Genomic DNA, 20524 nt, shown 5'->3' on the forward strand with positions numbered 1-20524 from the left:
CCGCCTGACCCGGCGGGAGGTTGTGCAGAAGTTTGGGGGAGTTTCCGTCCGGCGCCCCGCGCCGAGCTTGCGGGGCTGTGTGATGCGCGGGGCACCGGAGGAGCCTTTGGGCAGTGCGTCCGTTCCGGTACGGGCGTTCCATTCGGGGTCGAATGCGGCGAACGCCCTTACTCAGGATGGGACTTGGCTGCTTACTTGATGCCGAGCTTGTCGCAGGCGGACTTGTACTTGCCCGTGCAGATGTCGGCGACCGTGTAGACGCCGTCCTTGATGACGGTGTCGTTGATGTTGTCCTTGGTCAGCGCGGTGACCGGGACGAGGACCGACGGGACGTCCTGGGCGGAACCCGAGGAGACCTTGTCCTTGGCGACCGAGTCGAGCGACTTGCCCTGGGCGAGCGCGACGGCCATCTCGGCGGCGGCGTCGGCCTCGGGGGCGTACGGCTTGTAGACGCTCATGTACTGCTCACCGGCGACGATGCGCTGCACACCCGCGAGCTCGGCGTCCTGGCCGGTGACCGGGACGTTCAGGCCCGCGGCCTTCAGGGCGGTGATGATACCGCCGGCCATGCCGTCGTTGGCCGAGTAGACACCGGCGATCTTGCCCTTGCCGACCGCGGAGATCGCCGACTCCATCTCGGAGTTCGCGTTGTCCGGCGACCACTCCTTGGTGTCGAACTCCTTGGCGATGGTGACCTTGCCGTCGAGGACGGAGTGCGCGCCCTTCTTGAACTGGGCGGCGTTCGGGTCGGTGACCGAACCGTTGACCATGACGATCTTGGAGGACTTGGTCGCCTTGGAGCCCAGCGCCTTCAGCAGGGCGGTGCCCTGGGTCTTGCCGACCTCCTCGTTGTCGAACGAGGTGTAGGCGCTGATGGGGCCCTCGGCGAGGCGGTCGTAGGCGACGACCTTGATGCCGGCGTCCTTGGCCTTCTGGACCGAGTTCTGGATGGCCTTGGCGTCCACCGCGTCCAGGATCAGGACGTCCACCTTGTTGGTGATCATGGTGTCGACCTGCTGCGCCTGCAGGTTCGCGTCCTGGCGGGCGTTGTTGTACTGGAACTCCGCCTTGCCGTTCGTCAGCTCCTTGATCTTCTTCTCGATCAGCGGCTTGTCGAACTTCTCGTAGCGGGCGGTCTTGTTCTCCGGAAGGAGAAGCCCGACCTTGATGTTGTCGCCCTTCTTGGCGGAAGCCGAAGAAGAGTCGTCGCTGCCCTTGGACTCCTTGGCGCTGCCACAGGCAGCAAGTGCGACGGCCATGGCCCCAGCGGCAACGGCAACGGCGGCACGACGCATACGCGTGTTCACTCTGTAAACCTCCCTGACGAGGCCGCGTCGTTGCGGCCGAGGTGGCTGGAAGTCAACTCGGCCACGCGTGCGACGTCAAGAAGTAAATCCTTAACGAGATGGCAACGGTGCCATCCGTTCTCTAAGTGAAGGCAGGCGTGGCCACGGACAACCCGCCCGCGACAGATCCGTCCAACAGGGTCGAATCACCCATCTCGCTGAGTGCGAGAGCGAGCGCTCCGAGCACCTCCGCACGGCCGCCAAGTGCCCCCGGGAGAACGGACAGTTGGCGCGCCGCACTGGGGATGGCGTAGCGGCCGACGGACTCCCTGATGGGCCCGAGAACGAGCTCTCCGGCCTCGGCGAGATCACCACCGAGGACCACCCGGCTCGGGTTCAGAAGGTTGCAGAGATTGGCCACTCCACTGCCGATGTGGCGGCCGACGTCGGCGATCACCCGACGACAGCCCGGGTCTCCGTCCCTGGCCAGCCGTACGACGCCTTCCATCGTCAGGTCGGTGCCGTGACTGGACTGGAGCAGCGGCAGCACGTAGCGCGCGGCCGTGAAGGTCTCCAGGCAGCCACGGTTTCCACAGCGGCAGACCGGGCCGGATTCATCGAGTGTAATATGTCCGATTTCTCCAGCGGTGCCACCAGGGCCGCGATAGATCTTCCCGTTGATCACCAGACCGGCGCCGACGCCGCTCGCGACCTTGATGTAAGCAAGATCACGGACGCCCCGGCCGCTGCCCCAGACGAGCTCACCGAGCGCGCCGAGGTTGGCGTCGTTGTCCACGTGCACGGGAACGCCGAGGCGCTCACGCAGCTCCTCGGCGGGCTTGGTGCCGCTCCAACCCGGCAGGATCGACGTGGAGCCCAGGGTGCCCGATTCCACGTCGATCGGCCCGGGCACGCCGAGACCGACGCCGGCCACCTTGGACCGGTCCACGCCGGTGGCCGCGATCAGGCGGTTGACCAGTTCCTCGGCCCGGTCGAAGCCCTGGGTGGAGGAGGCGTCGACGTCCAGCGGCTCGGACTCCTCGGCCAGCACCTGGTGCGCGAGGTTCCCGATCGCGACGCGCAGGTGGGTGTGCCCGAAGTCGACTCCGATCACGATGCCCGCGTCCCCGCTGAGCGAGACGCTGCGGGCCCGCCGGCCACCGGCCGAGGTGGGCGTGACCTCGACGGTTCCGCCGTCCTTCAGCTCCCGCACGATGTTGGAGACCGTAGCCGCGGACAGGCCGGTCGTCCGCGCGATCTCCGCCTGCGTGAGCGACCCGGCCAGCCGCACGGCTCGTACGACTCGTTCCAGGTTGGCTCGGTGCAGCGACGACTGCGACCCCGGAGTCTCCATCGACCCATCCACTCCCGACATCGGTGGGCGGCCTCGGTGCCGCCCGTGGCCCAGGTCACATCTGCGGAACCGGGCCACTTACAAGTTATGAACTCCAAGCTCGGCTGTACGGGTTACCGCAGTCAAGTCCTTGACGGAAATCGCTGTCACTTCACCGGTTCCGCGCCGGACACCCCGAGGACACGTCCACGCCACCCCCGAGCTGGGCGGAAGCCCGTCCGGACGGCCTCCCCGAAGCCCCCCACGTGGCGCGCCCCACAGCCCGGAACCCCTTTCCCCACTTCGTTCAGCCCCGGAACCCGGCGGTGCTTCGACCCGGAAGCGGGGATTCGGGTGCGGAAGGATGCACGACGATGACGGGAGAGGGGGCCGAACGGAGCCCCCTGCAAATCGCGATCGCGAAGAGGGCCCCTGCGGGGGTGGGGTGGCCACGAGGCACCGCCGGGCGCGTCCCAGCAGCCCCGGCCCCACGGGGCCGGCCCCGTGGGGAGCGGCCGCCCGACGGCGGGACGTACGGCCCCAGGGGGGCGCGCAGCGGGCCGCGGAAGCTCGCCGGGGTGCGCGAGGCTCCGGAGGGCCGGCCGAGGGGTCGGCGCGGGCTCAGGGCGGCCCGGAGGCCATCCGGGGCTCGGGAGGGGATACGCAGAGGCACCCGGGGACCGGTGGTCCCCGGGTGCCTCTGTTCGGGGCGTTCGGTTACTTCAAGGCGCCTGCCGTGAGGCCGGCGACCACCTGGCGCTGGAAGATGATGTAGGCCGCCAGGACCGGCAGCATCGCCATCACCAGGCCGGCAAAGAGGCCGGACCAGTCGCCCTTGTAGCCCTGGCTGACCGCGAGCTGGACCAGGCCCTGGGTGAGGACGCGCTTGTCGGGGTCGGTGTTGAGGACCGTGGGCAGCATGTACTGGTTCCACTGGCCCAGGAAGTTGAAGATGCCCACGCTGATCAGGCCGGGCTTGGCCATGGGCAGCATGATCTGGAAGAACGTACGGGTGTGCGAGGCGCCGTCCACGAAGGCGGCTTCCGCCACCGAGGTCGGCAGGGTCCGGAAGAACGCGGTCAGGAAGAAGACCGTGAACGGCAGCGAGTACGCGATGTAGACCAGGATCAGACCGTGGATCGTGTTGAGCAGGCCCATGTTGTTCACGACGTAGAACAGCGGGACCAGCGCCAGCATGATCGGGAAGCTCATGCCGCCGACGAACAGGAAGTAGATGAAGCGGTTGCCGGGGAAGTCGAAGCGCGCCAGGACGTAGGCGGCCATGGAGCCGAGGACCAGGGTGCCGAGGAGCGACCCGCCGACCACCAGGATGGTGTTCAGGAAGTAGTCGCTCATGTTGGCCTGGGTCCAGGCACGCGACCAGTTGTCGAAGTGCAGCTTGTCCGGCAGCGACCAGGGCGAGCCGAAGATCGAGCTGTCGTCCTTGAAGGACGTCATGACCGCCCACAGCAGCGGCATGACCACCATGATCGCCCAGATGATCAGCACGCCGTGGGAGAAGACGTTGAGGACGCCGCCCTCCTTCTTCCGCCCGGAGGGCCGCGCGGAAGGCGCCACGTCGATCTTGGAGACGCTCGCCCCGGACTCGGCCGGCAGCGGTGCGGGGGTCTCGGTCGTCTTCATCGCTTCAGTACTCCAGCCGCTCGCGACGGCCCAGCCGCATCACGATCGCCGCGAAGGCGAGCGTGACCACGAGCAAGGCGACGCCGATGGTGGTGGCGTAGGCGGCCTGACCGTCCCGGAACGCCTTCTGGTACACGTACAGGACCATCACGGTGGTCGAGTAGTCGGGACCGCCCGGCCCGGTCGTCATGATCTGCACGACCGCGAACGACTCGGCGCCGAGCGCGAGGATGCCCATGTAGACCCAGCCGGACTGCACGGTGTCCCAGAGCAGCGGCAGGGTGATGCGGTAGAACGTGGTGAAGCGGCTCGCGCCGTCCAGCAGCGCCGCCTCGTACATCTCGGCCGGGATCGACGCCATGCCCGCGGAGAACAGGACCACGAAGAAGCCGACCGTGGACCACACGAGCACCGCCATCACGCACCACAGCGCGAGGTCCGGGTCGCCCAGCCACAGCGGCTGGACGCTGTCGAGGCCGATCCCGCGCAGCAGTGAGTTGATCGCGCCGCTGTCCGGGTTGTACGCGAAGGCGAACAGCAGCGCCACGATCGCGATGGAGAGGACCTGCGGGAAGAAATAGACGATCTTGTAGAAGGAGGAGCCCCGGACCCCGGAGACCACGGGGCCACCCCTTCTGTGCCGGCCGCCCACATTGATCATGAAGGCGAAGAACAGGGCCAGACTGATCGTCACCAGCGGAAGCACCAGGGCGAACAGCAGACTGTGCTGCAGCGACTTCCAGAAGATGTCGTCGTGCAACATCCTCCGGTAGTTGTCGAAGCCGACCATCTTGAATTCGGGGCTCAGGCCGGTCCAGTCCGTGAACGAGTAGTAGATGGACTGGATGAACGGCCACACCACGAAGAGCGCGTACAGTCCCAGGGGCAGTGCCAGAAACCCCACGATGAACCGGTACTTGCCGTGCTGCATCGCCACTCCGGTGCGGTAGAGGTGCTGGTTACTGGTGCTTGTAGTGCTTGATGGACGAGTCCTTCGCGGCCTCGTCGGCGAAGCCCTGGATCTTCTTGATGGCCTCCGCCGGGGTCAGCCGGCCGGCCATCATCTCGCCGAGACCGGCCACACCGATCTTCTCCTTCTGCAACTGCACGTACCAGTCCTGGAGACGCGGATTCACCACGTTGGATCCGGCCTTGTCCAGCGCCGCCACGCCCGACTTCAGACCCGGGGTGAGGGTGATGCCGGAGGTGCCGCCGTTGAAAGCGGTCAGCGACTTCACCTTGGCGGTGAAGTTCTTCGAGGACGCCTCGGAGAGCATGATGCGCAGCTGCGCCATGCCGCCCTCGGTGTTCGCCGCCTTGGCCGGGACGATGAAGGGCTCACCGCCGGAGGCCCAGATGGTGCCGAACGGCATCTTGTCGGAGCTGTCGATGCCGGTGGGCGCGGAGACGGCGAGGTCGAAGTCGGACGGGATGACGTTGGCCGACTCGTTCTCCACCCAGGAGCCGTTCGGGATGAACAGCGCCTTGCCCTTCGCCCAGGCGGTCTGCGACTGGATGTGGTCCAGGCCCGGGGTGCCCTTGAGGATGTAGCCCTTCTTGTAGAGCTCGTAGTAGGCCTCGAAACAGGCCTTGACCGCCGGGTGCTTCCAGGCGTTCGGCTCCAGGTTGTCGATGGCGTCGAGCACCTCGCGGCCGCCGACCTTGCCGATCATCGGGTACAGCGAGAAGGGGATGTAGTACGGGTACTTGCCCGCGTAGGTCCAGCCCGCCATGCCCTTCTTCTTGGCCTTGGCGCAGACCGCGAGCATGTCGTCCCAGGTCTCCGGATACGTCGCGTCCAGGGAGTCGAGGGCCTTCTGCGAGTACCAGACGCCGTAGACCGTGTAGGCGTAGTACAGGATCCAGACCGGCTTGCCGTCGAACTGGCCCATCTCCACGATGCCGGGGCGCAGCGTGTCGCGGACCTTCTTGGACGGGTCGTCGTACGACGGCGCGTCGAGCAGCGGGGTGAGGTCGGCGAGCTGGTTCTTGCCGACGAGGACACCCATGTCCATCTGCTCGGCGCCGGAGTTGTCGATGAGGTCCGGCGGGTTGCCCTGGTTGAAACGGGGCTGCAGGGTGGACTGGATCTTCTGGGTGGCGGAGAACTTCACCGTGGCCTTGGGGAAGTCCTTCTCGTAGATCTTCACCGCGTCCTGGGCGTACTCCTTGCCGAAGCCGCCGTCGAAGAGGACGAACTCCATCTTGGCGCTCTCGTTGACGCCGAGCGGGTTCTTGGCGGTCTTCTTGGCCGCCTTCGCCTTGTCCTGCCCGTCGCCGCCGCTGCTCGCGCAGGCGGACAGCAGGCCCATTCCGGGGGCGGCCACCAGGCCGAGTGCGGCCGAACGCTTGATCAGATCGCGGCGGCCGACGCCCTCGCCACCGTGGTGCGCAGTGGATCCCATGCTCAAGTCCTCGCCTTCTCCAGGACTCAGGCGGTGAACCGGATCCTCCCCGGCACCGCTGTCGGGTAGTGCAGGGTCATGCGGGAAACGCCGACAGGTATAGTCCACTTCCGGCCGACGGAGCAAGATCGAATGCAAGGTTGGCCATGGGTCTTTTCCGAGTTGAGACCTCACGGAAATATGAGCCCCCTGTGCGCGTCCCGACGGAAAAATTCCCGACATAGACCCCTGAATGCCACACCCAACACCCTTGACATCACAGGCCACTTGACGCCCTACTGATACCTGCGCCCCGAAGTTGACAACGTTGTCCAGAGCCTGGCGCAGGGAGGGAATCCGTACATGCAGCGGAGAACTCGGCACAGATACGGTCCGGCGGTCGTCCTCACGGCCGCCTTTGTCATGGCGGCCGGAGCACAGGGGGCGGCGGTCGCGCTGCCCGCGCGGGCGGCCGCCGCCGCCCACGAGTTCGCATCCTCGTTCGAGGCGGGGGATCCGGCACCCGACTGGCTGAACACCGTCGACACCGGAGCGGACGGCGGCAAGCGCGCCTCGGGCGTGGACGGCGGCTACAGCACGGGTATCCCGGGCAACGTCACCGACCACGTCACCGAGGTCCGGGCGAGCGGCGAGAACAGCGGCGCGGGCGAGGTGAAGGAGAACCTCGCCGACGGCGAGCCCGGCACCAAGTGGCTGACCTTCCAGCCCACCGGCTGGGTCGAGTTCGACCTGGACAAGCCCGTCAAACTGGTGACGTACGCGCTCACCTCGGCCAACGACTACGACGAGCGCGACCCCCGGGACTGGACGCTCCAGGGATCCACGGACGGCAAGGACTGGAAGACCCTCGACAGCCGCTCGGGCGAGTCCTTCCCGGAGCGGTTCCAGACCAAGTCCTACGACCTCGCCGAGCCGGCCGAGTACCAGCACTTCCGGCTGGACGTGACGGGGAACAACGGCGCCTCGGGCATCCTGCAACTCGCCGACGTGCAGTTCTCCACCGGCGGCACAGGCGGCCCGGTGCCGCAGGACATGCTGTCGCTGGTCGACAAGGGACCGAGCGGTTCACCGACGGCCAAGGCGCGGGCCGGATTCACCGGAAAGCGCGCACTGCGCTACGCCGGACGGCACACCGCGGCCGGCCGGGCGTACTCGTCCAACAAGGTCTTCGACGTGAACGTGAAGGTCGCCGGCGACACCCGGTTGTCGTACCGCGTCTTCCCGTCGATGGCCGACGGCGACCGCGACTACGACGCCACCAACGTCTCCGTGGACCTGGCCTTCACCGACGGCACCTACCTGAGCGACCTGGGCGCGATCGACCAGCACGGCTTCCCGCTGTCGCCGCGCGGCCAGGGCGCGTCCAAGGCGCTGTACGTCAACCAGTGGAACGACGTGGCCTCGCGGATCGGCTCGGTGGCGGCGGGCAAGACCGTCGACCGGATCCTGGTGGCCTACGACTCCTCCGACGGCCCGGCGAAGTTCCGGGGCTGGATAGACGACGTCGCGCTGCGCCAGGTGGCCCCTCAGAAGCCGAAGGCGCACCTGTCGGACTACGCGCTGACCACCCGCGGCACCAACTCCAGCGGCAGCTTCTCACGCGGCAACAACTTCCCGGCGGCGGCCCTCCCGCACGGCTTCAACTTCTGGACGCCGGTGACCAACGCGTCCTCGCTGAGCTGGCTGTACGAGTACGCACGTGCGAACAACGACGACAACCTCCCCACGATCCAGGCGTTCAGCGCGAGCCACGAGCCCAGCCCCTGGATGGGCGACCGGCAGACCTTCCAGCTCATGCCCTCCGCCGCGTCCGGCACCCCGGACACCGGGCGTGAGGCGCGCGAGCTCGCCTTCCGGCACGAGAACGAGACCGCGCGCCCGTACTACTACGGCGTCCGGTTCGAGAACGGCCTGAAGGCCGAGATAGCCCCGACCGACCACGCGGCGGCGCTGCGCTTCACCTACCCGGGCGACAACGCGAGCGTCGTGTTCGACAACGTCACCGAGCAGGCAGGGCTGACCCTGGACAAGGAGCACGGTGTCGTCACCGGCTACTCGGACGTGAAGTCGGGCCTGTCGACGGGCGCCACCCGGCTGTTCGTCTACGGCGTCTTCGACAAGCCGGTGACCGACGGCGGCGCCGGCGGGGTCAAGGGCTGGCTGCGGTTCGACGCGGGCGCGGACCACACCGTCGGGCTGCGCCTGGCGACCTCGCTGATCAGCGTCGACCAGGCGAAGGACAACCTGGCCCAGGAGATCCCGGACGGCACCTCCTTCGACACGGTCAGGAACACGGCCCAGCGCACCTGGGACCGGCTGCTCGGCAAGGTCGAGGTGGAGGGCGCGACCCCGGACCAGCTCACCACGCTGTACTCCAGCATGTACCGGCTGTACCTGTACCCGAACTCCGGCTTCGAGAAGGTCGGCGGCAAGGACCAGTACGCCTCGCCGTTCTCCGCGATGCCGGGCCCGGACACCCCGACGCACACCGGCGCGAAGATCGTCGACGGCAAGGTGTACGTCAACAACGGCTTCTGGGACACCTACCGCACCACCTGGCCCGCCTACTCGTTCCTGACGCCCCGTCAGGCCGGCGAGATGGTCGACGGCTTCGTGCAGCAGTACAAGGACGGCGGCTGGACCTCCCGCTGGTCCTCCCCCGGCTACGCCGACCTGATGACCGGCACCTCCTCGGACGTGGCGTTCGCCGACGCGTACGTCAAGGGCGTGAAGTTCGACGCGAAGGCGGCGTACGAGGCGGCGGTCAAGAACGCCACGGTCGTCCCCCCGGCGTCGGGTGTGGGCCGCAAGGGCATGAGCACCTCGCCGTTCCTCGGCTACACCAGCACCGACACGCACGAGGGGCTGTCGTGGGCGATGGAGGGCTACGTCAACGACTACGGCATCGCCAGGATGGGCCAGGCGCTCTACGAGAAGACGGGCGAGAAGCGCTACCAGGAGGAGTCGAAGTACTTCCTCAACCGCGCCCGGGACTACGTGAACCTCTTCGACGCCAAGGCGGGCTTCTTCCAGGGCCGTGACGCCAAGGGCGGCTGGCGCCTGGACTCCGCGAAGTACGACCCGCGCGTGTGGGGCTACGACTACACGGAGACCAACGGCTGGGGCTACGCCTTCACCGCCCCGCAGGACAGCCGGGGCCTGGCCAACCTGTACGGCGGCCGGCAGGGCCTCGCGGACAAGCTCGACACGTACTTCGCCACGCCGGAGACGGCCTCCCCGGACTACGTCGGCTCCTACGGCGGTGTCATCCACGAGATGACCGAGGCCCGGGACGTGCGGATGGGCATGTACGGCCACTCCAACCAGGTCGCGCACCACGTGATCTACATGTACGACGCGGCCGCCCAGCCCTGGAAGGCGCAGCAGTACGTCCGCGAGGCGCTCTCCCGCCTGTACACCGGCAGCGAGATCGGCCAGGGCTACCACGGCGACGAGGACAACGGCGAGCAGTCGGCCTGGTACCTCTTCTCCTCGCTCGGCTTCTACCCGCTGGTGATGGGCAGCGGCGAGTACGCGATCGGCTCCCCGCTGTTCAAGAAGGCGACCGTGCACCTGGAGAACGGACGGGACCTGGTGATCAAGGCCCCGCGCAACAGCGCGAAGAACATCTACGTGCAGGGCGTGACCGTCAACGGCCGCCCCTGGACGTCGACCTCGCTCCCCCACTCGCTGCTGGCCAAGGGCGGGGTGCTGCAGTTCTTCATGGGGGCGAAGCCGTCCACCTGGGGCAGCGGCCGCAACGCGGCGCCCGTCTCCATCACCCAGGACGACAAGGTGCCCGCACCGCGCGCCGACCTGCTCAAGGGTGACGGGGCCCTGTTCGACGACACCTCGGCGACGAGCGCGACGGTCACCTCGGTGGACCTTCCGGTCGCCGGTGCCGGCAAGCCCGTCCAGTACACGCTGACCTCGGCCGCCGATCATACGAAGGCGCCGGCCGGCTGGACGCTGCAGGGCTCGGCGGACGGCACGACCTGGCGGACCCTGGACCACCGTTCCGGGGAGTCGTTCGCCTGGGACCGGCAGACCCGGGCGTTCACGATCGCCGAGCCGGGCTCGTACGCGACGTACCGGTTGGTCCTCGACTCCGAGTCGACGCTGGCGGAGGTGGAGCTGCTCGGCTGACGCTCCCGCCGTACGGCACGAGGCCGCCCCCCGGGAGGACCCGGGGAGCGGCCTTCGTGCGGTGCGGGTCAGCCCACCGCGAGGGTGAACACGTGCAGGTCGGTGTCGTCGGGCAGCGTCACGCTCCTGATGGTCTTGCCCGGGGGCGCCTGGAACGGCTCGGTCGCGAAGACGTAGGTCGCCACCGGGTCCTTGTCCGCGCCCGCGACGTTGCGGTACGCGGTCTTGGCGACGACGCGGTTGCCGTACTGGACGGTGCCGCCGCCCCCGCCGACGGTCCAGTCGGTGAAGGCGAGGTCGATCGTGCCGGTGCTGCCGTCGGTGTAGGTCACCGTGGCCGTGGTCTTCTGGTTGCCGTTGACCGCGCTGCCGACGAAGGACAGCTTCGCCGCCGGGGTGGCGAGGTCGACGCTCTGGCCGGCCGCCGAGGCGTTGTCGGGGCGGCCGGCCGGCGAGTCGGGCCAGGTGAAGCCGAGGCCGTCGACGGTGCCGTGCCCGCCGGGGGTGAGGCCGGCCGCCGCGAGGGCCTGGCGGGAGTAGCTCCAGCCGCCGCCGTCGTAGTCGGCCTCGTCGTGGTCGCCGGAGTCGTCCGAGACTCCGGTGCTGTCGTAGGCCGCCAGCAGGGTGCCGGGGGCGGCGACGGTCAGGGCGACCGGCTGTTCGTACGAGGTGCCGTCGGAGGCGACCGTGACCTTGACGTCGTAGAAGCCCTGGCGGACGCCGTCGGCCGCGGTGAGCGTGATCTGCTGCGCGCCGTCGGTGACCGTGCCCTCGGCAGGTGTGGCGGTGACGCCGTCCGGGGTCTCGACGCGGAAGCGCACGTCGGGTCCGGTGCCGCCGTTCAGCGACAGCGCGCGGATGGCGACCTTCGTGGAGGCGCCGGGCGCGAGCGTCGCGGCGGTCGGGCCGACGCCGATCTGGTACGGCTGCTCGCCCTCGCGGAAGGACGGCGGCGGCGCGGTCGCGCCCCAGGCACGGTCCGGGGTCGCGGAGAGCGTGTAGTCGAGCCGTCCGCCGTCCCGCACGAACGAGGCCGGGAGCCACGGCCGGTCGCTGCCGCGGCCGTCGACCTTCAGGGACCGGACGTACGGCGCGTCCCAGGCCGCTCCCGGCGCGCGGACGGAGATGTCGTTGCCGTGCGGGCGGTGGATCTCGGCGCGCTCGAACAGCGGCGACGCGAGGATCAGTTCCGCGCGGGAGGGGACCTGCGGGTACATGCCGAGCGCGGAGAAGACGTACCAGGCGGACATGGCGCCGAGGTCGTCGTTGCCGGGGATGCCCTCGGGCTTCGTCGACCAGAGCTGCCGCATGGCCGCCCGGACGGTCTCCTGGGTCTTGTACGGGGCGCCGGCGTAGTCGTACAGGTAGGGGACGTTGAGCGAGGGCTCGTTGTCCAGTTCGGACTTGGTGCCGCCGCTGCCGGTGAAGGCCCAGCCGCCGTCGGCGTCGTGGAAGAAGTCGTCGAGCCGGGCCAGGGCCTTGCCGGTGCCGCCCATGGCGGCGAACAGCCCGGCCGGGTCGTGCTGGACCATCCAGGTGTACTGGGCCGCCGTGCCCTCGACGAACCCGTTGCCGGTGTCGGGGGTGAAGCCGGTGACCCAGCTGCCGTCGGCCTTGCGGTTGGCGATGTAGCCGCCGCTGCCGTCGGCGCCGGAGGGGACGGCCGCGATGTCGAAGTTGTTCTGCCACCACTGGGCGCGCCGGGCGAAGGCGGCCGCCGTGCCCTTGCGGCCCGCCGCCGTGGCGAGCTGGGCAAGCGAGAAGTCCGCGGTGGACATCTCCAGGGTCTCGGCGGCGCCGCCCCAGGCGTTGGAGACGGACGGCATGTAGTGCCGGTCGAGGTACTTGTCGAGGGAGGGGCGCTGGCCGACCGACAGGACCGGCTTGCCGGCCGCCGACAGGTCCTGCTCGGTGGGCACGGTGGCCGCCCGGACCAGTGAGTCGAGCGCGCCGCGCAGGTCGAAGTCCGTGCCGCCGAAGGCCCTGATCCCGGCGAGCGCGGTGGGCGCGGGGTCGCCGTTCATGACGTGGGTGCCGCTCGCGCCGTGCAGCCAGCGGTCCCAGACCCCGCCGTTCTGCCGGGCCAGCTCGTACAGCGACTGGGCGACGTCGGAGCCGGTGCGCGGGTCGAGCAGGGTGAGCAGCTGGACCTGGTCGCGGTAGACGTCCCAGCCGGAGAAGGTGCCGTACTGGGCCCGGTGGCCGCGGGCCACCCGGTGCACCTTGTCGTCGCTGCCCCGGTAGCGGCCGTCGGCGTCGCTGATCACGTTCGGGTGCAGGAGGGAGTGGTAGAGGGCGGTGTAGAAGGTGGTGCGGTCGGTGCCGGTGCCGCCGCCGACCCGGACGGCGCCCAGGCGGTCGCGCCAGGTGGCCCGGGCGGCGTCCCGCACCGCGCCGAAGGAGCGCTTCGGCGGGTTCTCGGCCGCGAGGTTCGCCGCGGCCGCCGCCCGGCTGACGTAGGAGATGCCGACCTTGACGTTCACCGGGCCGGTGCCGGGGGCGAACTCGACGTACCCGCCGGCGCCCTTGCCCGCGACCGGCCGCCCGCCCTCGGTGAAGCCGCCGGTCCCGCCGGTGGCGGTGGTGGACCCGGGGGTCAGCGTGCCGTCCCGCCAGGTGCCGTGGGCCTTGAAGGGGCGGTCGAAGCGGGCGGTGAAGTAGAGCGTGTAGTAGGCGCGCCGGCCCTCGGGGTCGAGGTAGCCGCAGAAGTCGCCGGAGGTGACGGAGCCGGAGACGGTGCGGCCGGTGGGGTCGATGGTGACCGACGAGTCGGTGGACCCGACCTCCGAGTTGGCGGTGCGCACCAGCAGCGAGGCGGGCTTGTCGGCCGGGAAGGTGAAGCGGGCGGAGCCGGTGCGGGCGGTCGCGGTGAGGTCGGCGGTGACGCCGGAGGCGAGGCCGACCCGGTAGTGGCCGGGTTCCGCGGTCTCGTCGGTGTGGCTGAAGCCGGAGGCGTAGACGGCGTCCTCGGTGTCGCTCGCCGGGGACGAGGTGACCTCGCCGGCGTACGGGAAGAACGGGATGTCGCCGCTGCCGCCCGCGCAGCCCGTGCCGGACATGTGGGTGAGGCTGAAGCCGCGTATCCGGGTGGCGTCGTACTGGTAGCCGCCGGGGGCCGCGGTGCGGGTGGCGTCGCCCCGCGTGTTCTCCGGGCTCCAGGAGAGCATGCCGAAGGGCACGACGGCGCCGGGGAAGACGTTGCCGCCGTTCCTGGTGCCGATCAGTGGGTCGACGTACGGGGTCGGGTCCTTGACGAGCCCGGGGGGAGCTGCGGTCGCCGCGAGGGCCGTGGGGGCACCGCTCATCGCGAGCACCGCGGCCAGCAGCAGGGACATGGGACGGAAACGCATGGCGCGGCCCTTCCTCCTGACGGACGGGTCGCGCACCACCGGTCGCACAAGCCGCAGGGACAGTAGCGTGCGCCACCGGTCACACGGAAGACCGCGTACGGCGGCCCTGGCACGCCTGCGGATCACCCGGGCGGGTGACACTCAAGTGGGTTGACATCGTTGTCGGTTGAGGCGGTAAAGTCATGTACAGACCACACGACAACGTTGTCGCACCACCGGTCGGGGTCCACCGGGGACCTCACGCTCCTCCACAAGCCGGCACCACCCGGGCAGGGACACCACCCCCCTCACTGCCCGGCTCGCGGACCCGGTGCGCACAGCCACCGGGTCCGCCCCGAGCACCTCCAACCACCCCGCGAGAGAGTGGTGATGCGTTTTTCGCAGCGACTTTTGGGAGCGCTCCCGAGGCTCATTCCCGGGCCCGCGTGATGTCCATCGCTTGGACCAGCCATAGTCACCGGGAAACGCCAGTGTTAGAAATGTCGCATGTCGGACCGAATCGGCCGATTCAGGCGCATCTCGTGGCGCTCGATGATCGGCAAGAGTCCCCGCAGCGTCGCCGGGCAGGTTTTCGTGCTGCAGGTGGCGCTGGTCGTGGTCCTCGTGGTCTGCGCCGTCTTCGCCCTCGTCCTGCAGTCGGAACGTGACACCAACACGGAGGCGAGGCGCCGGTCCATCGCCGTCGCCCAGACCTTCGCGCACTCCCCCGGCGTCGTGGAGGCGCTGCGTTCGCCCCACCCGTCGGCGGTGCTCCAGCCGCTCACCGAGGCGGGACGCAAGAGCGCGGGCGTCGACTTCATCGTCGTCATGGACAAGAAGGGCATCCGCTACACGCACCCCATCCCGAGCAAGATCGGGAAACGTTTCGTCGGCAAGATCGCCCCGTCGCTGGCCGGCCAGGTCTACACCGAGAGCGTCCACGGCCCGCTCGGCCACGAGGTGCAGGCGACGGTGCCGATCCGGGACGACCGGGGCAAGGTGACGGCGCTGGTCTCGGCCGGGCTCAAGGTGAAGAACGTGACGAACGCCGTGGACCGGCAGCTGCCGATCATCCTCGGCGCGGGCGCGGCGGCCCTCGTGGTGTCGACCGGCGGCACGGCGCTCGTGGGCCGACGGCTGCGGCGGCAGACCCACAGCCTGGCCCCGGACGAGATGTCCCGGATGTACGAGCACCACGACACGGTGCTGCACTCGGTGCGCGAGGGCGTCCTCATCGTCCAGGACAACGGGCGGCTGCTGCTGGCCAACGACGAGGCCCGGCGGCTGCTGGAACTGCCCGTGGAGGCCGAGGGGCACTCCGTGGGCGAGCTGACGTGCCTCGACGCCGACATGGTGGAGCTGCTCTCCTCCGGCCGTGAGGCGACCGACGAGGTGCACTTCGCCGGCGGCCGGCTGCTCGCCGTCAACCAGCGGCCCACACACCCCGAGGGCGGCCCCCGGGGCACCGTGGTGACGCTGCGGGACTCCACCGAGCTGCAGGCCGTCTCGGGCCGGGCCGAGGTCACCAGGGAGCGCCTTGAACTGCTCTACGACGCCGGCCTCGGCATCGGCACCAGTCTCGACGTGGTCCGCACGGCCGACGAGCTGGCCCAGCTCGCCGTGGGCCGGTTCGCCGACTTCGTCACCGTGGACGTGGCCGACGCCGTCCTGCACGGCGAGGAGCCCGGCCCCACCGCGACGGACATGCGGCGCGTCGCCGTGAGCGGCATCCGGGACGACCACCCGCTCTACGAGCGGGGCCGGCTGATCGACTTCCTGCCCTCCACCCCGCAGGCCCTCGGCTACGACGCCGGCCACACCCAGCTGGTGACCGACCTGTCCTCCGCGTCCGGCTGGCAGGCGCAGGACCCGGAGCGCGCCCGGCAGATCGTCGACTTCGGCATCCACTCGCTGATCAGCGCCCCGGTCCAGGCCCGCGGCGTGGTGCTGGGCATGGTCAACTTCTGGCGCTCCAAACGGGACGCGTTCGACGAGGAGGAGCTGTCGCTGGCGGAGGAGCTGGTGGCGCGGGCGGCGGTCAGCATCGACAACGCCCGCCGGTACGCCCGCGAGCACGCGCTGGCCGTGACCCTCCAGCGCAGCCTGCTGCCGCGGGCGCTGCCCGAGCAGAGCGCCCTCGACGTCGGCTACCGCTACCTGCCCGCCCAGTCGGGCGTGAGCGGCGACTGGTTCGACGTGATCCCGCTGCCGGGCGGCCGGGTGGCGCTGGCCGTCGGGGACGTGGTCGGGCACGGCCTGCACGCCGCCGCGACGATGGGCCGGCTGCGCACCGCCGTGCACAACTTCTCCACCCTGGACCTGCCGCCGGACGAGCTGCTCAGCCACCTGGACGACCTGGTCGGCCGTATCGACCAGGACGAGGCGTGCGCGGACACCTCCGGTGAGATCGTGGGCGCCACCTGTCTGTACGCCATCTACGACCCCGTGTCGCGCCGCTGCGTCATGGCGCGCGCCGGGCACCTGACGCCGGCCCTGGTGTACCCCGACGGCAGCGCCACCTTCCCCGACGTGCCGGCCGGTCCGCCGCTGGGCCTGGGCGGCATGCCGTTCCGGACGGCCGAGCTGGACGTGCCCGAGGGCAGCCAGCTCGTGCTGTACACCGACGGGCTCATCGAGGACCGCAGACGCGACCTGGACGTGGGCATGGAGCTGCTGCGCCGGGCGCTGGAGGGGCACCCCGACCGGGCGCCGGAGGAGAGCTGCCAGGCCGTCCTGGACGAGCTGCTGCCCGAGCGGCCCGGCGACGACGTGGCGCTGCTGATCGCGCGCACCCGGGCGCTGCCGCCGGAGAACGTCGCCGACTGGGACGTGCCGGGCGACCCGGCCGCCGTGTCCGGGATGCGCGGCGCCGTGTCCGCGAAGCTGGAGGAGTGGGGTCTGGCCGAGCTGGGCTTCGGCATGGAGCTGGTGCTGAGCGAGCTGATCACCAACGCCATCCGCTACGGCTCCGAGCCGATCCACGTCCGGCTGATCCGGGACCGCACGCTGATCTGCGAGGTCGCCGACGGCAGCAGCACCTCGCCGCACCTGCGGTACGCGGCGACGACCGACGAGGGCGGCCGGGGCCTGTTCCTGGTGTCGCAGATGACGGAGCGCTGGGGCACTCGGTACACGCCCCAGGGCAAGGTGATCTGGGCCGAGGTGGCGCTGCCGAAGGGCGCGAAGCTGCCGGGGGTGCCGGGCTTCGAGATCCCGGACATTCCCCTGGAGTGAGCGCATGTGAGGGCGCGGCCGAGGGCCGCGTCTCCGGTGCGCGGGCACACGCCGAGGGCCGCACCCCCGCTGCGGGGTGCGGCCCTCGGTCGTCGTACCGCTCGTGCGTGCTACTTGCGGATCAGGCTGCGCAGCACGTACTGCATGATGCCGCCGTTGCGGTAGTAGTCGGCCTCACCGGGGGTGTCGATGCGGACGACCGCGTCGAACTCGACACCGGTGTCGGTGGTGACCTTGACCGTGCGCGGCGTGGTGCCGTTGTTCAGCTCCTCGACGCCGGTGAAGGAGAAGGTCTCCTCGCCGGTCAGACCGAGGGACTGGGCGGTGGCGCCCTCCGGGAACTGCAGCGGCAGGACGCCCATGCCGATGAGGTTCGAGCGGTGGATGCGCTCGTAGGACTCGGCGATGACGGCCTTGACGCCGAGCAGCGCGGTGCCCTTGGCCGCCCAGTCGCGGGACGAGCCGGAGCCGTACTCCTTGCCGGCCAGGACGACCAGCGGGATGCCCTGCTCGATGTAGTTGCGCGAGGCGTCGTAGATGAACGACACCGGCGCGTCCGCCTGGGTGAAGTCGCGGGTGTAGCCGCCCTCGGTGCCCGGCGCGATCTGGTTGCGCAGGCGGATGTTGGCGAACGTGCCGCGGATCATGACCTCGTGGTTGCCCCGGCGCGAGCCGTAGGAGTTGAAGTCACGACGCTCCACACCGTGCTCGGTGAGGTACTTGCCCGCCGGGGTGTCGGCCTTGATGGCACCGGCCGGGGAGATGTGGTCGGTGGTGACCGAGTCGCCCAGCTTGGCCAGGACGCGGGCGCCGGTGATGTCGGAGACCGCCTCCGGTTCCATGCCCATGCCCTCGAAGTACGGGGGCTTGCGGACGTAGGTCGACTCGGCGTCCCACTCGAAGGTGTTGCCGGTCGGGACCGGCAGCGCCTGCCACTGGGCGTCGCCGGCGAAGACGTCGCTGTAGGACTTGGCGAACATGTCCTCGCCGATGGCGGCGGCGACCACCTCGTTGACCTCGGCCTCGGAGGGCCAGATGTCCTTCAGGAAGACCGGGTTGCCGTCCTGGTCGGTGCCCAGGGCGTCACGGGTGATGTCCACCTTCATGGAGCCGGCGATGGCGTACGCGACGACCAGCGGCGGGGACGCCAGGTAGTTCATCTTGACGTCGGGGTTGATGCGGCCCTCGAAGTTCCGGTTGCCGGAGAGGACCGAGGTGACGGCGAGGTCGTGGTCGTTGACGGCCTTGGAGACCTCCTCCGGCAGCGGGCCGGAGTTGCCGATGCAGGTGGTGCAGCCGTAGCCGACGAGGTTGAAGCCCAGCTTGTCCAGGTACGGGGTGAGGCCGGCCCGCTCGAAGTAGTCGGTGACGACCTTCGAACCCGGGGCGAGGGTGGACTTGACCCACGGCTTGCGGGTCAGGCCCTTCTCGACCGCCTTCTTGGCGACCAGGGCGGCGCCGATCATGACGTACGGGTTGGACGTGTTGGTGCAGGAGGTGATGGCCGCGACCGTCACCGCGCCGTGGTCCAGCTCGTAGGTCGTGCCGTCGGGCGCGGTGACCGGGCACGGGTTGGACGGGAAGCCGTTGGGGCGGACGGCCGGGGCGTCGGAGGCCGGGAAGGACTCCTTGCCCGCCTCGTCGAGGTCGTCGACGTAGTTGCGCACGTCCAGCTTGAACTGCTCGGCGGCGTTCGCGAGGACGATGCGGTCCTGCGGGCGCTTCGGGCCGGCGATGGACGGGACGACCGTGGAGAGGTCCAGCTCGAGCTTCTCGGAGAAGTCCGGCTCGGCCTTCGGGTCCAGCCAGAGGCCCTGCTCCTTGGCGTACGCCTCGACGAGCGCGACCTGCTGCTCGGAGCGGCCGGTCAGGCGCAGGTAGTTCAGGGTCTCACCGTCGATCGGGAAGATCGCGGCGGTGGAGCCGAACTCCGGCGACATGTTGCCGATGGTGGCGCGGTTGGCCAGGGAGGTGGCGGCCACGCCCTCGCCGTAGAACTCGACGAACTTGCCGACCACACCGTGCTTGCGGAGCATCTCGGTGATGGTGAGCACGAGGTCGGTGGCGGTGGTGCCGGCGGGCAGCTCACCGGTCAGCTTGAAGCCGACGACGCGCGGAATGAGCATGGAGACCGGCTGGCCGAGCATCGCGGCCTCGGCCTCGATGCCGCCGACGCCCCAGCCGAGGACGCCGAGGCCGTTGACCATGGTGGTGTGCGAGTCGGTGCCGACCAGGGTGTCGGGGTAGGCCTTGCCGTCGCGGACCATGACGACGCGGGCCAGGTGCTCGATGTTCACCTGGTGGACGATGCCGGTGCCCGGCGGGACGACCTTGAACTCGTCGAAGGCGGTCTGGCCCCAGCGCAGGAACTGGTAGCGCTCCTTGTTGCGGCCGTACTCCAGCTCGACGTTCTGCTTGAAGGCGTCGTTGGTGCCGAACTTGTCGGCGATGACGGAGTGGTCGATGACCAGCTCGGCCGGCGCCAGCGGGTTGATCTTCGCCGGGTCGCCGCCCAGCTCCTTCACGGCCTCACGCATGGTCGCGAGGTCCACGACGCAGGGAACGCCGGTGAAGTCCTGCATGATCACGCGGGCCGGCGTGAACTGGATCTCCTGCGAGGGCTGGGCCTGGGAGTCCCAGCCGCCGAGGGCGCGGATGTGATCGGCGGTGATGTTCGCGCCGTCCTCCGTGCGGAGCAGGTTCTCCAGCAGGACCTTGAGGCTGTACGGCAGGCGAGCGGAGCCCTCCACCTTGTCCAGCCGGAAGATCTCGTACGACTCGTCGCCCACCTGCAGCGTGCTGCGGGCGTCGAAGCTGTTCGCCGACACGACAGTCTCCTTCATTGATGTGCGCGTACCACCGTCAATCGTGCCGCCACCCCGGCTCGGGCAATCCAGTAAGGTCAGGCTAAGTTAGGTGAGCCTTACCAGTGTGGCGACCGCGGTGCGCCTCGGCAGATATCTCGATGTCGAGATAACTCTAGTACATGGGCACCGGCAGGTCATGCCCGGCCGGGCCCGGGCCCCGCCGTTTTCCGGTGGCGTCGGCCACAGTCGAGCATCCCGCGCGAGGTGGACCGGCGCACACCGGACACCGGCCGGCGGCCGTCCGCGACCGCCTGCCATCTCCACGCCGGTACGGGGTATC

9 protein-coding genes are annotated in these 20524 nt (G+C 69.7%); 2 read left to right on the forward strand and 7 right to left on the reverse strand.

Features of this window, described 5'->3' with window-relative positions:
• Positions 1-191 precede the first annotated feature (191 nt).
• The 5 genes from PV343_RS05065 to ngcE form a co-directional block, all read right to left on the reverse strand.
• Complete coding sequence (locus tag PV343_RS05065; protein WP_319145790.1) at positions 192-1295, reverse strand: sugar ABC transporter substrate-binding protein; 1104 nt, start codon at positions 1293-1295, stop codon at positions 192-194.
• Between the two features lie 133 nt (positions 1296-1428).
• Positions 1429-2640 (reverse strand): ROK family transcriptional regulator, encoded by a 1212-nt coding sequence (locus PV343_RS05070; RefSeq protein ID WP_319145551.1) that lies wholly within the window; start codon positions 2638-2640, stop codon positions 1429-1431.
• Between the two features lie 696 nt (positions 2641-3336).
• On the reverse strand, positions 3337-4263 hold the full coding sequence (locus tag PV343_RS05075) for a carbohydrate ABC transporter permease (protein WP_319145552.1): 927 nt from the start codon (positions 4261-4263) through the stop codon (positions 3337-3339).
• A 4-nt stretch (positions 4264-4267) separates the two neighbouring features.
• Positions 4268-5194 (reverse strand): carbohydrate ABC transporter permease, encoded by a 927-nt coding sequence (locus PV343_RS05080; protein ID WP_319145791.1) that lies wholly within the window; start codon positions 5192-5194, stop codon positions 4268-4270.
• A gap of 28 nt (positions 5195-5222) precedes the next feature.
• Positions 5223-6668, reverse strand: coding sequence for an N-acetylglucosamine/diacetylchitobiose ABC transporter substrate-binding protein (gene ngcE / locus PV343_RS05085; protein ID WP_319145553.1), 1446 nt, complete (start codon positions 6666-6668; stop codon positions 5223-5225).
• Between the two features lie 342 nt (positions 6669-7010).
• Between ngcE and PV343_RS05090 the strand changes: the two genes are divergently transcribed.
• Entirely contained in the window at positions 7011-10814 is a 3804-nt protein-coding gene (locus tag PV343_RS05090) for a GH92 family glycosyl hydrolase (protein ID WP_319145554.1), read from the forward strand.
• Positions 10815-10882: 68 nt separating this feature from the next.
• Here the strand turns inward: PV343_RS05090 and PV343_RS05095 are convergent, their stop codons facing one another.
• Positions 10883-14164 (reverse strand): GH92 family glycosyl hydrolase, encoded by a 3282-nt coding sequence (locus PV343_RS05095; RefSeq protein WP_319145555.1) that lies wholly within the window; start codon positions 14162-14164, stop codon positions 10883-10885.
• 531 nt (positions 14165-14695) lie between these two features.
• Here PV343_RS05095 and PV343_RS05100 point away from each other — a divergent pair.
• Complete coding sequence (locus PV343_RS05100; protein ID WP_319145792.1) at positions 14696-17377, forward strand: SpoIIE family protein phosphatase; 2682 nt, start codon at positions 14696-14698, stop codon at positions 17375-17377.
• Positions 17378-17487: 110 nt separating this feature from the next.
• Here the strand turns inward: PV343_RS05100 and acnA are convergent, their stop codons facing one another.
• Entirely contained in the window at positions 17488-20205 is a 2718-nt protein-coding gene (gene acnA / locus PV343_RS05105) for an aconitate hydratase AcnA (RefSeq protein ID WP_319145556.1), read from the reverse strand.
• Positions 20206-20524 lie beyond the last annotated feature (319 nt).

This window comes from Streptomyces sp. WI03-4A (assembly GCF_033792105.1).
In the GTDB taxonomy this organism is placed as follows: domain Bacteria; phylum Actinomycetota; class Actinomycetes; order Streptomycetales; family Streptomycetaceae; genus Streptomyces; species Streptomyces collinus_A.

Coding starts and splice junctions, on each gene's coding strand:
- PV343_RS05065 (WP_319145790.1), bottom strand. CDS start 1,295: ATGCGTCGTGCCGCCGTTGCCGTTGCCGCTGGGGCCATGGCCGTCGCA.
- PV343_RS05070 (WP_319145551.1), bottom strand. CDS start 2,640: ATGGAGACTCCGGGGTCGCAGTCGTCGCTGCACCGAGCCAACCTGGAA.
- PV343_RS05075 (WP_319145552.1), bottom strand. CDS start 4,263: ATGAAGACGACCGAGACCCCCGCACCGCTGCCGGCCGAGTCCGGGGCG.
- PV343_RS05080 (WP_319145791.1), bottom strand. CDS start 5,194: ATGCAGCACGGCAAGTACCGGTTCATCGTGGGGTTTCTGGCACTGCCC.
- ngcE (WP_319145553.1), bottom strand. CDS start 6,668: ATGGGATCCACTGCGCACCACGGTGGCGAGGGCGTCGGCCGCCGCGAT.
- PV343_RS05090 (WP_319145554.1), top strand. CDS start 7,011: ATGCAGCGGAGAACTCGGCACAGATACGGTCCGGCGGTCGTCCTCACG.
- PV343_RS05095 (WP_319145555.1), bottom strand. CDS start 14,164: ATGCGTTTCCGTCCCATGTCCCTGCTGCTGGCCGCGGTGCTCGCGATG.
- PV343_RS05100 (WP_319145792.1), top strand. CDS start 14,696: ATGATCGGCAAGAGTCCCCGCAGCGTCGCCGGGCAGGTTTTCGTGCTG.